At 73.5% G+C, this 15,058-nt stretch carries 7 protein-coding genes; 6 read left to right on the forward strand and 1 reads right to left on the reverse strand.

Annotated elements, in window-relative coordinates; translation table 11 throughout:
• Positions 1-336 precede the first annotated feature (336 nt).
• The 5 genes from FRCN3DRAFT_RS0210805 to FRCN3DRAFT_RS0210825 all read left to right on the forward strand — a co-directional run bounded on the left by FRCN3DRAFT_RS0210805 (position 337) and on the right by FRCN3DRAFT_RS0210825 (position 12,320).
• Positions 337-3,849: a UvrD-helicase domain-containing protein gene (locus FRCN3DRAFT_RS0210805; RefSeq protein WP_051466808.1), complete on the forward strand. Its 3,513-nt coding sequence runs from the start codon at positions 337-339 to the stop codon at positions 3,847-3,849.
• Positions 3,850-4,062: 213 nt separating this feature from the next.
• Positions 4,063-8,274, forward strand: a complete 4,212-nt coding sequence (locus FRCN3DRAFT_RS0210810; protein ID WP_232794003.1) for an alpha-(1->3)-arabinofuranosyltransferase domain-containing protein — start codon at positions 4,063-4,065, stop codon at positions 8,272-8,274.
• The gene (locus FRCN3DRAFT_RS43865) at positions 8,271-9,719 is read left to right on the forward strand and encodes a condensation domain-containing protein (protein WP_007517055.1); all 1,449 of its coding nucleotides are present in this window, start codon (positions 8,271-8,273) and stop codon (positions 9,717-9,719) included. The genes FRCN3DRAFT_RS0210810 and FRCN3DRAFT_RS43865 overlap by 4 nt, the downstream gene beginning before the upstream one ends.
• A gap of 108 nt (positions 9,720-9,827) precedes the next feature.
• Positions 9,828-10,586: an FkbM family methyltransferase gene (locus tag FRCN3DRAFT_RS0210820; protein ID WP_007517051.1), complete on the forward strand. Its 759-nt coding sequence runs from the start codon at positions 9,828-9,830 to the stop codon at positions 10,584-10,586.
• 30 nt (positions 10,587-10,616) lie between these two features.
• On the forward strand, positions 10,617-12,320 hold the full coding sequence (locus tag FRCN3DRAFT_RS0210825; protein WP_232794004.1) for a hypothetical protein: 1,704 nt from the start codon (positions 10,617-10,619) through the stop codon (positions 12,318-12,320).
• A gap of 111 nt (positions 12,321-12,431) precedes the next feature.
• On the opposite strand, the gene FRCN3DRAFT_RS0210830 is transcribed toward FRCN3DRAFT_RS0210825, so the two are convergent.
• Positions 12,432-13,259, reverse strand: coding sequence for a class I SAM-dependent methyltransferase (locus tag FRCN3DRAFT_RS0210830; protein ID WP_007517047.1), 828 nt, complete (start codon positions 13,257-13,259; stop codon positions 12,432-12,434).
• Positions 13,260-13,743: 484 nt separating this feature from the next.
• On the opposite strand from FRCN3DRAFT_RS0210830, the gene FRCN3DRAFT_RS0210835 reads away from it, so the two are divergent.
• Positions 13,744-15,045 carry an aminotransferase class I/II-fold pyridoxal phosphate-dependent enzyme gene (locus FRCN3DRAFT_RS0210835; protein WP_051466810.1) on the forward strand — a complete coding sequence of 434 codons (1,302 nt, stop codon included), beginning with the start codon at positions 13,744-13,746 and terminating at the stop codon, positions 15,043-15,045.
• The last annotated feature ends 13 nt before the right edge of the window (positions 15,046-15,058 follow it).

Below are 15,058 nucleotides of genomic sequence, written 5' to 3' on the forward strand. Positions count from 1 at the left end.
GGTGGGGGGACGGTGGGCAAGACGGCCGGACCGGCTCGGCGAACGCGTCGCGCCCCGTCGTCCCCGGGTGGCTCAGGCCGAGGGGGCACCGCCGCCGTCACGGCGGCGCGGGAGAATGTCCGCCGCCTGGCTGGTCTGGGGTGGCCCGGGACCGGAGTCCCGCCGGATCGGCGATCTGGGAGGTCGGCGAGCCGAGACCGGCGGTCGGGGAGGTAGGCGGGCGGGGAGGTCTGGAGCGACGTGGCGGGAGCAGGGGTGACGGACGCGGCGGGTGACACGGGTGACATGGGTGACATGGACGGGCCGCCCGATGGTGACACGGGCGGGCCGCCGGACATGGACGGGCCGGGCGCGGGACCCCGCGGTGGGCAGACGCGGCTCCCGTTCTACGCGGATCTGCATGTGCACTCCCGGTACTCACGGGCGTGCAGCCGGGACTGCGACCTGGAGCATCTCGCCTGGTGGGCGGCCCGCAAGGGCATCGGCGTCGTCGGCACGGGGGACTTCACGCACCCGGCCTGGGCGCGGGAGCTCGAGGAGAAGCTGGTGCCGGCCGAGCCAGGGCTGTTTCGCCTCACGCCCGATCTGGAGCGGGACGTGCTGCGGCGGCTGCCGGCGTCGTGCCGAACCGCGACCCGGTTCATGCTCTCCACCGAGATCTCCACGATCTACAAGAAGGGCGACAAGACCCGCAAGGTCCACCACCTGCTCTACGCCCCGGACCGGGAGTCGGCCGGGCGGATCACCGGCGCGCTCGCCAAGATCGGGAATCTCGCCGCGGACGGGCGCCCGATCCTCGGCCTCGACTCCCGGCACCTGCTGGAGATCACTCTGCAGTCCCACCCCGCCAGCTACCTGGTGCCGGCGCACGTGTGGACGCCGTGGTTCGCGGTCCTCGGCTCCAAGTCCGGTTTCGACGCCGTCGACGACTGCTACGGCGACCTAGCGCACGAGGTCTTCGCGCTGGAGACCGGCCTGTCCGCCGACCCGGAGATGTTCTGGCGGATCTCCGGCCTCGACCGCTACCGCCTCGTCAGCAACTCCGACGCGCACTCGCCGCCCATGCTCGGCCGCGAGGCGACGGCGCTGTCCTGCGAGCTCGACTACTTCGCCGTCCGGGACGCGCTGCGCACCGGCGACGGCTACGCCGGCACCGTCGAGTTCTTCCCCGAGGAGGGCAAGTACCACCACGATGGTCACCGTGCCTGCGGGGTGCGGTTCACCCCCGAGGAGACGAAGGCCACCGGAGGCGCCTGCCCCGCCTGTGGCAAGCCGCTGACCGTCGGCGTGCTGCACCGTGTCGACGCGCTCGCGGACCGCGAGCGCAGCACGGCTCCCACCACGGCGGGGCGGTTCCGCTCGTTCGTCGCGCTGCCGGAGATCGTCGGCGAGATCCTTGGTGTCGGGCCGAAGAGCAAGGCGGTCGCCGCCCAGGTCGGCGCGCTCGTCGAGCGGCTCGGCCCGGAGCTGGGCATCCTCGGCGACGTCGAGCTGGCCGCGATCGGCGAGGTCGGCTCCGCCGAGCTGGTCGAGGCCGTCGGCCGCCTTCGCCGCGGCGAGGTGGTGCGCGAGGCCGGGTTCGACGGCGAGTACGGCGTCATCCGGATGTTCGGCCCGGGTGAGCTGGCGGGCGACGCGGCGACGCTGTTCGACCTGGACTCGCCGGCGGCCGCCGCGAAGCCGAAGCGCCAGCGGCGGTCCGCCGTGGCGCCGCCCGGCCAGGAACGGTCGCCGGAGGCGGATACCCGGACCGACCTCGTGGGGCCCGAGACGTCACCCACCGAGCGAGGCTCGTCGGTGCTCGACGGGCTGGACCCCGACCAGCGGGCGGCGGCGGCCGTCCCGGACGGCCCGCTGGTCATCCTGGCGGGCCCGGGCACCGGCAAGACGCGGACGCTGGTGCACGCCGTCGCGTACCGGGTGCTGGAGCGAGGCGTCCCGGCGGGCGAGTGCCTGGCCGTGACGTTCACCCGGCGGGCGGCCGGGGAGCTGGCCGAGCGGCTCGCGGGCATGCTCGGCCCCGACGCCGAGCGCGTCACCGCCACCACGTTCCACGGGCTGGGGCTGCTCGTCATCCGTGAGCAGCACGCCCGGCTCGCGCGCGGCCCCGGCGTGCAGGTGGCCGACGAGGCGGTCCGTGCCGAGCTGCTCGCGGAGGCCCTGGGGGACGCGACGGTGGCGGTCCGCGCGGCCGCCGCGCGCCGGATCGGTGATCTCAAGCGCCGCCGCGCGCTCGGCGAGCCGGTGCGCGGGGATGAGCTGGCCGGCGCCCTGGCGCGCTACGACGCCGCCCTGCGTGAGCACGGCCTCGTCGACCTCGACGATCTGCTGGCGCTGCCGCTCGCCTTGCTGACGGCCGAGCCTGAGCTGGCGGCGCACTACCAGCAGCGGTTCCGCCACGTCTGGGTCGACGAGTACCAGGACGTGGACGAGACGCAGTACCGGCTGCTGCGGATCCTCTGCCCGCCAGACGGCAACCTGTGCGTCATCGGCGACCCGGACCAGGCCATCTACTCGTTCCGCGGCGCCGACGTCGGCTTCTTCCTGCGCTTCGAGCGGGACTTCCCCACGGCACGGCGGGCGTCGCTGACCCGCAACTACCGCTCGACCGCCACCATCGTCGCCGCCGCGCGCTCGGCGATCGCGCCGGCGACGTTCGTGCCCGACCGGTCGCTGGTCGCGGTCCACCCCGACGGGCCGGACGCGGCGTCGGCGCGGGCGAAGAACGCGGGCAGCCGGCCGGAACCGCGCCGGCGGGCCGGCCCCGGCGGCGAGCCCGTACTCGTGCGGGCGTGCGCGACGGAGGCCGAGGAGGCGCTCGCCGTCGTCGACACCATCGAGGAAGCGCTCGGCGGAACGTCGTTCCACGCTCTCGACTCCGGGCTCGACGGCTCGGCGGGCAGCCTGCTGTCGTTCGCCGACATCGCTGTGCTCTACCGGACGTCGCGCCAGGCCGAGCCGGTGATGGCGGCCCTGGCGAAGCGTGGCTTCCCGTTCCAGCGTCGTTCTCATGGCCCGCTTGCCGACGCCCCCGGCGTCGCCGCGCTGCTGGCCGAGCTGCGTGGGCACGGCGATGGCCCGGCCCGCTCCGTCTCGGCCGCCCTTCGCGACGCCGCCGCCCGGGCGGCCGAGCGGGCCGCGGGCCGCGGCACGGCGCTCACCGCGGTGCTCGCGGCCGAAGCCGCCGAAGCCGCCGAAGAGACCGCGCTGGCCGAAGCAACCGCGGCAGTCGAAGGAACCGCGCTGGCCGAAGGGACCATGCTGGCCGTGGGAACCGCGGCGGTCCGGCCGGCCGCGGCCGCGTCCGAGGCGGAGGTCCGGCTCGGCGTCGAGCTGCTGGCGCCGGCGGCCGCGGCTGCCGGCGACGATTTGGCCGGGTTCCTGACCACGGTCTCGCTCGCGACCGAGGCCGATACCCTGGACCCGCGTGCCGACCGGATCTCGCTGCTGACGCTGCACGCGGCCAAGGGCCTCGAGTTCGGGCTCGTCTTCATCGTCGGTTGCGAGGACGGCCTGCTCCCGCTCACCTGGGGCGGTCCGGGCCGCGCCACGGCCGGGAGCAAGGGAACAGGAGTCAAGGGCGCGGCGGACGGCACGACCAGCGACCCGGCGTACGGGCCGCTGGCTGAGGAGCGGCGGCTGTTCTTCGTCGGTGTCACCAGGGCGCGCGGCCGGCTGGTGCTCAGCCATGTCACCGGCGCAGGCTCCGGCGCCCGCCGGACGGCCGCCCGCGCGCCGTCGCCGTTCCTGGCCGACCTGGACGCGGTTTTGCTGGACCGCCGCTCCGGCCGCCCCGGGCAGCGCGAGCCCCGGCCCCGTCCCGCCGGCCAGCAGCTTCGCCTGCTGTGACGAGGTTTCCGTGCCTGTCGACGCCGGCTTGGGCGTGGATGGCGGACGATACCGGCGGACCGGGCGAGCCTGCCGGCGTCCGGGGCCGCGGCGACGTCGACGGCCGGCGGCGGCCGCCGATGCCGCGCGAGGTATGAAGAAAAGAAGGGCATGACTGGCGCATGTCCCCCCAATGTGACGGAGCGCGCGATCCCGAACCGACCGACTGAGCTGTTGTCGCTCGATCAGCTTGAGATCCCCGAGCCGGACGTGGCCGAGGGACCGGCGCCCGACGCTGCCGTGAGCGCGCCTGGGAAGCGGGAACGGACGCCCCGGCTGACGCTGCTGTTCGTCACGGCTGGCTTCGTCGTGCTGAGCCTTTTGCAGGAGCCCGGGCGGATCGTGGCCGACACCAAGATGGATGTCGCGCTCGATCCGTTGCGGTTCATGGAGCGTGCGACCCATCTGTGGAACTCGTCCGCCGACTTCGGGTTCCTGCCGAACCAGTACGTCGGCTACCTGTTCCCCATGGGGCCGTTCTTCCTGCTCGGGAAGGTCCTGCACCTCCCCCCGTGGATGACCCAGCGGCTGTGGCTCGCCCTGATCCTGACGGTGGCGGCCTGGGGAGCGGTGCGGCTCGCCGACGCGCTCCGGATCGGCCGGCCGACGACCAGGGTGATCGCCGGAGTCGGGTACGCGCTGTCACCGATGTTCATCGGGAAGATCGGCGCCGCGTCGGTCGCGCTGACCGGGGCGGCGATGCTGCCCTGGATCACGTTGCCGCTCGTGCTGGCGCTGCGACCGGACGGGGCCGGCGGCGCCGACACCGGGTCGGCCGGGCCGCCGCCCGGCGCGGCCTCCGGGGGTGCGCCCGCCGCCGACGGCGTCGATGCGCGCGATCGCCGGCTGTCGCCGCGCCGCGCCGCGGCGCTGTCCGGCCTGGCCGTCTTCTGCACCGGCGGCATCAACGCCAGCGTCACACTGTGCGTCCTGCTCTTCCCCGGCGTCCTGCTCGTCTTCGCCGGCGGGACCCGGCGGGCCTGGGCGCTGCGGGCGTGGTGGACCCTCTCGGTCGTTCTCGCGACCCTCTGGTGGCTGCTCACGCTGGTGATCCAGAGCCGGTACGGGCTGAACTTCCTGCCGTTCACCGAGACCGCGGCGACCACCACGTCGACCTCCTCGGTCGCCGAGGCGTTGCGCGGGACCACGGACTGGCTCGCCTACCTGCGGATCCCGCGCCCCTGGCTGCCGGCGGCCTCGGCGACCGTCACCGACCCGGTGCCGGTCATCGGGTCGGCGGTCGCGGCCGGCATCGGGCTGTGGGGGCTCGCCCGGCGGGACCTGCCCGCGCGGCGGTTCCTGCTGGTCAGCCTCGCGGTCGGCGTCGTCGCCGTGTCCGCGGCCTACCCGGGGCAGCCGGGCAGCCCGCTCTCGGGCGGGCTGCGTGTGCTGCTCGCCGACCAGCTGGCCTTCCTGCGCAACATCTACAAGTTCCAGCCGGTCGTGCACCTGCCGCTGGCCCTGGGGATGGCCCATGCCCTGGACGTCGCGGTCACCGGCCGCCGCCGGGAACGCGGGGCCGACGAACCGGCGCCGGATCGCCGACGCCGACGGCTGCGTCCGCTGTCGGTGGGTGCCGTCGTGGTCACTGTCGCCGCCCTGGTGACGGGAATGACGCCGGCCTACACAGGCCAGATGTTCCAGGCCGGCACCTTCAAGGAGGTTCCCGGCTACTGGCGGCAGGCGGCGGACTGGCTCGCGGACAACCCCACCGGGGGACGCACCCTGGTGCTCCCGGCCGCGCCGTTCGGCGAGTACGGCTGGGGGCGGCCCCTCGACGAGCCGATGTCGTGGCTGGCCAGCACGCCCTGGGCGTCCCGTGCCCTCGTCCCGCTGGGCAACACCGGGATGACCAGGTGGATGGACGGCATCGAGCGGCAGCTGGAGCTGGGCGACGCGCCGGGGCTCGCGGTCGCCCTCGCGCGCGCCGGGGTCGGCCAGGTGCTGATCCGCAACGACCTCGACGACCAGAACTGGGACATCCCGCCGTCCACCGAGCAGGTGTACCGGGCCCTGGACAGCTCGGGACTGCGCAAGGCGGCCTCGTTCGGCCCACAGGTCCGGGCGAGGGCAAGCGCCAAGGACCGGCTGGTCCCGGCCCTGGCCAAGCCGACCGAGCGGGTGCCGGCGCTGGACGTCTGGGTCGTGCCCGGCGGCGCGTCCGAGGTCGCCGCGTATCCCGCGGACACCGCCATGGTGGTGTCGGGCGGCGCCGAGTCCACCGTCCAGCTGGCCGCGCACGGAGTCCTGGGCACCGACCGGGCCGTCGTGCTCGCGAGCGATCTCACCGGGCTGCCCGGCGAGGCGGCCAGTAACGGCGGCGGGGGCACGGCGGCGCCGTCGGCCGCCCAGGCGCTGGCGCCGTCCGTGGACGAGATCGTCGGGCCCACCACGGCGCTGGTGGTGACCGACACCTTCCAACGCCGCGACACCGACTACGGCGTCATCCACGGCGGGACGTCCTACCTGCTCGGGCCGGACGAGGACGCCGCGGGCCGGACCACCACGCCCAAACAGTGGATCGACGTACCGGGTGCCGACCACCAGACGGTCGCCGGCTACGCGGACGGGATACAGGTCCGGGCGTCCTCCTACGGGTCGAGCCTGGTGGCCCTGCCGGACACCGCGCCGGCCGCGGCCTTCGACGGCGTCCCCTTCACCTCCTGGATCTCGGACCCCAAGAAGGGGTCCGTGGGCGCCTGGCTCGAGGTGACCCTTCCGCGGGCGACCACCCTGCCCTACCTCGAGGTGCAACTGCTGGAGGAAGGCACCTGGCGTCCCGCGGTGGGGGCGATCCGGGTGACCACCCAGGCGGGCTCGGTGGTCACGAAGGTCGATCCCGTCGAAACGGCGCAGCGGCTCGCCGTCCCCGCCGGCCCGAGCACCTGGTTCCGGGTCACGTTCGACCAGGTGACCAGGCCGGGGACCGGGGCCTACGGGGCGGGCATCCGCGAGCTGACCCTGCCAGGGGTGCGGGTCCAGCACTATGCCCAGACCCCCTCGGACGCCGCCGGGCTGTTCACCGCGGCCGAGGGCCAGGTCGCATACACCTTCGACCGGATGGGTGTGGACGTCACCCAGCTGTTCGGTGGCTCCGAGGAGGTCGCCCTTTCCCGGCGGTTCGACGTGCCGCGGCCGATGAGCTTCACGGTGCTGGGGCAGGTGACGGCGGTGACGTCGTCGGCCGCCGCGGTGCCGGACTCCGACACGCCGTTCGCGCTGCCCTGCGGAAACGGCCCGGGAGTGATCGTCGACGGGACCCGCTATGAGACCCGGGTCGACGGCAGGTTCTCCGACGTGGCCAAGGGCCGGCCCATGCGTATGAGCGTGTGCACCGCGGACGGGACGATCCCGTTCCAGGCCGGCCAGCACCTGGTCTCGATCGACAGCGCGGGGATGCCGTTGCTGGTGGGGGCGCTGACGCTCGTCGGAACCGGAGCGAAGACCAGCGCGGACAAGGCTCGTTCGACGACGGTCGCCGACTGGACGCCCGAGCGCCGCAGCGTCGAGATCGGTGCCGGGACGCGGGCGCTGCTGGCCGTGCGCGAGAACGCGAACTCCTCGTGGACCGCGACGCTGAACGGTCAGACCCTGGTCCCCGTGCGTCTCGACGGCTGGCAGCAGGGCTGGATCGTGCCGGCGGGCGCCGGCGGCACGGTCCTGATCGAGAACAACCCCGGGCAGACCTACCGCAAGAGCCTCGTCGCCGGCGGCGGCCTGCTGCTGGTCCTGCTCGCGCTGGTGCTGGTCCCCGCCCGATGGCGGCTTCGGCGGTCCGTGGACCCCGACGGTTACCCGCTCGGCCTCGACCCGGCGAAGGTTCCGCTGGTGTCGCGTCTCGGGCGCCTCCCCGGCGTGGTCGCCGGCGGCGCGCTCGCCACCGTCGCCGTGTTCCTCGTCGCCGGGCCGGTGGCCCTCCTCGTCCCGGTCCTGGTCCTGATCGGCCGTCGCCTCCCGGCCGTGCTGGGCTGGGCCGCCCTGGTATTCATGATCGCTGCCGGGGTGGGCGTCTCCGCCTGGCCGAACGCCGTGCCGGGCTCCGGCCAGGGCGCGTTCAGCTGGTACGTGCAGGCCGCCGGCGTGGTGGCGTTCGCCGCGACCGTGGCCGCGCTGGCGTCGCGTGCCCAGGCTCCGGCCGGGCCGGGACCGGCGGCGGACGGCGGAGCCGGCGACCTGCCAGCCGGCGACGCGGGGGCGTCCGGTCCACCGGACGACCTGGACCAGGACGGTGAGCCCCGCTCGGAGACGGGACCATCGCCGGTGGCCGATAGCTCGTTCAGCTGGTTCCCGGAGCGGGCGCGGTCAAGGGCGGTGGGCGCGGAGCACGAGCCGCCCGCCGAGACCGACGGCGCGGAGTTCGACCGCCGCGGCCGGGACCCGCGGTGAGCCGGGTCTCGGGCCGGTCGTCCCGGCCCGTCTCGGCGGTGGCGCCGGCGGTGGCCCGGCCGTCGGTCGGCGCCCGCCCGCTCACCTTCGCCGAGAAGATGATCATTGCGTCCGATCGGCGATCGGCCCCGCTGCTGATCGGGGTCGTGGCCGAGACGGACGGGGCGCTGGACGCCGAGTCGCTGCGGGCGGCGGCGGCCGTCGTGTACGCCCGGCACCCGGAGCTCGGTGCGCCCCTCGCGGACCCCGTCGGGGCGCACGGCTGGTCGCGCCCGGACGGCCCGCATCCCGTCCTGCTCGACGAGGAGACGCCGGCGGGCGGCGAGATCTGGCCGAGGGTCGAATGGCTGTTCTCGCTGCCCTTCGACCTGCTCGCGCCGTCGACGATGCGGTTCCTCCTGCTGCACCGGCAGGAGGGTGATGTGGTCGCGATGGTTGCCCATCACCTGGTGCTGGACGGACGCAGCGCGCTGGCGCTGTTCACCGAGATCCTCGGCGCCGTGTCGCCGTCCACCCCGCCGCCCTCGGACCCGCCGCCGGTGCCACGGAGCACCAGCGGAACCACAGCCATCGCGAGGACCACAGCCACCGGGCCGAGGAGTCCCACCAAACGGCGCGGCGCGGCGCGGCGGTCGCGTGGGCTGGCCCGCGCCGCCCGGCGGTGGGTGAGTGACCGGCTGGGCCTCCGGGCGCGGCACCTGGTGCCGACGGGCGCGGCCGGCGCGGTTGGATACGGCCAGTATCCGTTGATCATGCCCGTGCCGGTGGTGTCCGTGCCAGCCGGTCCGCGGCCGACCGTAAACGACCTGCTGCTCGCGGCGTCGCATCTCGCGGTCGAGCGCTGGAATACCCGGCACGGCCGGCGTACCGGGGCGCTCCGGGCGCGGATGCCGGCCTCGGTGCCACCGCCCGGCCCCGGCGCCGTCGAGGCGCTCGGGAACCACACCGGCCAGGCGATCATCGCCTCGTCCCCGGGTGACCGGGCCGATCCGGCGTCGCTCGCGTACCGGGTTCTCGAGCAGAGCGCGCGGGTGAAGGCCGAGGGCGCGAAGACCGCGGCGGGTCGGTCCGGAGCGATCGCCGCGGCGATGGCCGCCGTCGTTCCCGCCCGCGTCCTGACGACGGTGCTGCGGGCCGCGGTCGGCGCGGTGCGGGTCGTGCTCGCGCCGGCCGTGACGGTCAGCAACCTGGGTTGGGTGCCGGCGGGCCTCGCCGTCGGTCCGGACGGCCCGCGGATCGTCACGGTGTACTTTCTCGGGACCGCGGGACCGCCGCAGGGGCTGATGATCTGTGTGACCCGCGGGGAGAAGTCGCTGCACATCACCTTCGCGTACCACCTGGCCGTGTTCGACCATGCCGGAATCGTGGCGTTTGCGCAGGTTTTCCGGGACGCTGTGGACGATGTCCTATCCGGCCTGTTGTCGGGCCGCGGCCCCACTTCATGATGGAAGTCGCGACGGGCCACCCGTCACTGGCGGACAACGATCGGCTCTGGGCGCGCGCGGCGGCGTTCTCGGCCAGCGGCTGTCTCATCGCTTGAAACGGAGCTGTCCATGGAACTGAAAAGTGCCCTTGCCGAGCGCATCCCGGACCGGGTCTTCGCGACCACTGTCGCCTACGCGCACCGACGGTTCGAACCCGTTCTCGGCCTGGTCAAGATGTTCGTTGGACCGAACCAGACCGCGCTCGACGTCGGCGCCTGGTACGGGCCGTGGACGCACTGGCTGGCCCGCGCCGCGAAGTCGGTGGTGACGGTCGAGGCCAACCCGGAGCTCGCCGACTTCGTGCGGCGGACGGCGCCCCCCAACGTGACCGTGGTTGGTGCCGCGGCCTCCGACGAGGCGGGGACGGCCACCCTCTGGCTGCCACCGGGCGGCAAGGGCACCGAGGGCCGGGCTTCGCTGCACCAGCAGGGAGACTTCGGCCGGTCGACCGAGGTGGAGACGATCCGGCTGGACAGTCTCGACGTGTCCGACGTCGGTCTCGTCAAGATCGACGTGGAGGGGCATGAGCTGGCGGCGCTGCGCGGCGCGGAGGGCATCGTCCGGCGCTGGAAGCCGAATCTCATCGTCGAGGTCGAGGAGCGGCACTCGCCGGCCGCCGACACCCTGAGCCTGATCGACAGCTGGGGCTATGAGGGCATTTATCTGAAGGACGGCCTCTGGCAGCCGCTGGCGGACTTCGACCTCGTCGGGCACCAACGCGCGATGGCGGACGTCGCTGGGCAGAGCTACCTGCGCGCAATCATCAGCAAGACCGGTGACCGTTATGTGAACACGCTGGTCTTCCGTCCCCGCACCGGCAAGAACTGAGCCGGTCGAGCCGGTCGAGAAGAGCAGGGCGTGAATCCGGTTCGGCGATCAGACGGCGTTCAACCGCGCCCGGCCGCGCGGCAGGCGACGACGTCCGCCGCGCCGGGATCCAGCGGTGGGCGGCCGCCCCGGCGCGGCCCCAGCCGCCGGCTGCTCGTCGGTGCCGCCGGTCTCGGAGCCGCGATCGCCGGCGCCGGCACGGCGGCGGTGCGCGTGCTGGGCCCCGAGAGGCAGACGGCGGCCGGGTCGGGGCCGCTGACCGTCTACGGGGCGCCGGGGACGTTCGGCCAGCTGGCCGATCACGCACCGGCGGTCACGATCGACGTGCCCGGATTCGGGTTCGGCCCCGGCCAGGCCGCCTACATGACCACGGTGGCCGCCGATGGCACGGTCTTCATGAGCACCACCCCGTTCACGGACGACCAGACCCGGCCGACCGGGTCGACCATGGAGCTGGCGGTCTTCGACCAGGCCGGGCTCCGGTTCAGTCGGCTGGTGATCCCCTCGACCGCGGGGCGTACCGCGATCTCCAGCCCGGACCCGGCGAAGCGGGGCATCGGCGGCGCCGACGTCAGCGACGTGCTCGTCGTTCCGGATCCCGAGGGCGGCGAGCGGTTGGTCTTCGTCTCGGCCGTGCCGTTCCACGGCTGGAACGTCCTGACCGAGGGGGAGTACCCGACCTTCGGACAGCTGCGCCCGGGACCCAGCAGGACCTGGCGGTACGACCGGTCGCTGTCCCTGACGGCCGGCGAGCTGGCGACGCGGACCGGGAGCCCCACGGCCGCCCAGGCCTTTCCCATGGCGGGTGCCCTCGCGCCGCGGTCCGCGCGCGGGCCGGCTTCCGTCGCCCGGCTGCCGCGCTCGGGTCACCTCGTGGTCGCGCAGTACTTCGGAGACCCGCTGACCGGCACCCAGTCCGGCGCCCTCGCCGTCCTCGACCTGACGGGGCGGCTGCGCGCGTGGTGGCAGTATCCGCCGACGTCGCCGGTGGGCATCCGGGTCGTGGTCAACCCGCGCGAGGTCGTCGCCGACCCGTCCAGCGAGCCCGACGACGAGCGGTTCGTGCTCATCAGCGACTGCCGGGATGAGGGCGGGACGTTCCAGCCCTTCCCCATCCAGGAGTTCTCCTACTCGGCCACCGCCGGGCGGATCGTCCCGAAGAGCACCGCGGTGCGCGCCGTGCAGGACTGGTCCCGGATGGAGTCAGCCTGTTTCGACTCGGCCGGGAACCTCTACGTGGCACGCACGAAGGCGGACGGGCTGCGCGCGGACCCCATGGCCGTGTACCCGAAGCTGGGCCGGGAGCGAAGCCTGGTGCTACGGGCGCCCGCCACCGGTGACTGGACCCAGTCCTTCGGCATCGAGTGCCGGCCCGAGTATCTGGTGGCGGGAACCGGCCGCGGCGGCCTGGTACGCAGCCTGACGACCGATCCGGCGACCGACACCATCCTGCTGGTCGGGCTGGACGGGCTGCTTCAGGCGGTTCGGCCCGAGGGCGCCGGCAAACAGATGACGTTCTCGATCAAGGCCACGGTCGACACGGGCTTGACGAAGCTGCGGGGGCCGACGACCAGGTACGTCGGGGTGCGGCGCGGCGGCGTCGACGCGAAACGCCGCATCCTGTGGCTGCCCGTGAACCAGATGGTGCTGGACGGCCTCACGTGGCCCTATCCGCCGTTCAAGCTGGACCAGTGGCTGATGCGGGTGGACCTACGGGTGCTGCTGGGATCCTGACCCGGTGCTTCGGTTCCGGTTCCGGTTCCGGCCCGCCGCCCGCCGTAGCGGCGGGCCACCGCCTCGTCCGGGCGGGCCACCGCCTGGTCCGGGGGGTCAGCCCGTCCGGTGTCAGATCTTGCGGAGCACCAGGAGCAGGTTCCAGGTGACGAGCTCGCGCAGGCCGGGCACCTTCAGGATCGGCTTGGACCAGTCGGGCAGATACCGCGGCAGGGCGTCGATGACGACGACGTCCTGCCGGGAGCGAGCCCACGCGAGGGTGTCACCGACGTACGCGGCGAACATGGTCTCGCCGAAGATGTTCTTGGGTGGCTCGCCGTTGACCCGCTCGTAGCGGGCGAGCGCGCGGTTGCCGCCGAGGTAGTGCCACGGCGAGGTCTCGTGGCCGCCCCACGGGGACAGCCAGGTGCAGTAGCTGAGGTAGATGAGCCCGCCGGGGCGGGTCACCCGGACCAGCTCCGAGCACATCTGCGCGGCGTCCGGGACGTGCTCCAGCACGTTCGACGTGTAGCAGATGTCCAACGAGTCGGTCCGGACCGGCAACGCGAGCGCGCTGCCCCGGATCCGGCCCGGGACGTCGGTGACCGCGAGCTCCGAGACGTCCGGCTCGACCCAGCAGTAGCGGGCGCCGGCCTCGAGGAACGCGTCCCGGAAGTAGCCAGGGCCGCCACCGACGTCGAGGACGTCCTGGCCGGCGACCGAGGTGTACCGGGACAGCTGGCGCACCGAGTCCGCGGCGATGAGCCGGTAGAAGCTGGGCGGCGGGTCCACGGGCTTCTTGCGGTGCTCGGAGAAGAGCGTCCAGGAACGACGCAGACCCCAGCCGTTGTACGGCACGGAGGGCAGCGCCGCCGCCCGCGGCCGGGCCGCTCCCGGCGCCGCCGACTCGGCTGTCTGCGCCGTCGGGGCCGGTAGCGGATCTGGGGCCAAGTCAACCATAGGCGGACCCTAACACCCGTCCGGCGCGCCGAATGCGGTGGGCAGGGTCACCGCGGAGGCGGTCCGCCGGAGGTTCTCGCCGCCGCCCTGACAGCCTCAGCCCGGACTGTCGCGGCGTGAGATCGAACTCAGCGTAGGCCCTCCTTCGCCGAACCGTTCGAATGTCTTTCCCGGCGGTCGGCCGTCGGCGGCCGGCCGCCCACCTTGGCCCACCTCGGCGTTCGCGCGGTCGCGGCATCGTCGACATCGGACGGACTGTCGTTGATCAGACTGCGGACGGATATCTATAGACGTAATTGGTACCCTTCGCTATCGTTGAAATACGTAAAGCCTGATTTGCCACAAGATTCGTATCGCCCGTATTGCCCGGACCCGCGAGACGATCTATGCCCGCGCCGGGGCCATGCCGGTGGTCACGCAGGGGGTGATCGTGTTCGTGTCCGCGCGCACAGTCGAGGGCCCGGCATCGGTGGCGGTCCCGACCATGAGGAGATCGCTCGCACCGGCCTTCGGCCGGGTGCTGGCCCAGCCGCCGGGCGGCCTCGCCGAGATGCACCGGCTGCGTGGCCGCGTCCCGTTCTGGGACCCGGTCGTGGACGAGATCGACGGCCGCCGCATCCGGGTGGGCGACCACTGGCTGATCGACTTCGCCTCCTGCAACTACCTCGGCTTCGACCTCGAACCCGAGATCAGCGCGGTCGTCCCCGAATACATCGCCCGGTGGGGAACCCATCCCAGCTGGTGCCGGCTGGTCGGTAACCCGCGGCTGTTCGGGGAGATCGAGACGGAGCTCGCCGAGCTCCTCGGCGCCGAGGACACCCTGCTGCTGCCGACCATCAGCCACATCCACATCTCCGTGCTGCCAGCGCTCGCCGGGACCGGCGCGGTGTTCCTGGAGCTCCGGGCTCACCAGACGATCCACGAGGGCGCCCGGATGGCCGCGGCCCGCGGGGCCCGGGTCATACGCTTCCGGGAGGAGAACCTGGCTGGCCTCGCCCGCAAGCTCGCGGCGAGCGACCGCTACCCCCGCGTCATCTGCGTCGACGGGGTGAACAGCATGACCGGCAACGGTCCGCCGCTCGCGGAGCTGGTCGAGCTCGCCCGCCGGTACGACGCGGTGCTCTACATCGACGACGCCCACGGCTTCGGCGTGCTGGGGGAGCGGTCGGCCGACGAGCTCTCGCCCTACGGATCGCGGGGCAACGGCATCGTCCGACACCTCGGCGGCGACTACGACGGGGTGGTGCTCGTCGGCGGTTTCTCCAAGGCCTACTCGTCGCTGTTGGCCTTCGTCGCCTGTCCACCCGAGATCAGGCATTTCCTGCGGATCACCGCGGGGCCATATACATATTCAGGCCCGCCGCCGGTGGCCTCGCTCGCGACCGCGCAGGCGGGTCTGCGCTTCAATGCCGCCCACGGCGACGAACGGCGAGCCGAGCTGTACCGGCGGACGGCGCGGGTGCTCGACGGCATCCGCGCGCTCGGCCTGAACACGCTGAACACGACCGGGTTTCCGATCGTCGAGGTGCCGCTGGCCGATCCCGACCTCATCGAGCCTCTCGGGCGCTTCCTTTTCGAGCAGGGCATTCTCGCCACTCTCGTGCCGTACCCGATCGTGCCGCGTGGCGAGACCGGCTTCCGGCTCTCGGTGACGGCGGTCAACACGGACGAGGAGATCGAGGAGCTGCTGCGCGTCATCGCCGCGGCGGCGGACCGGTTCCCGCTGCGCCGGGTCGCGGACGACGAGAACCCGGCGGACGGCTCCGACGACGATCCGGCGGTCTGATACGTACCGGCGG

Source organism: Pseudofrankia saprophytica, assembly GCF_000235425.2.
GTDB classification, from domain to species: Bacteria; Actinomycetota; Actinomycetes; order Frankiales; family Frankiaceae; genus Pseudofrankia; species Pseudofrankia saprophytica.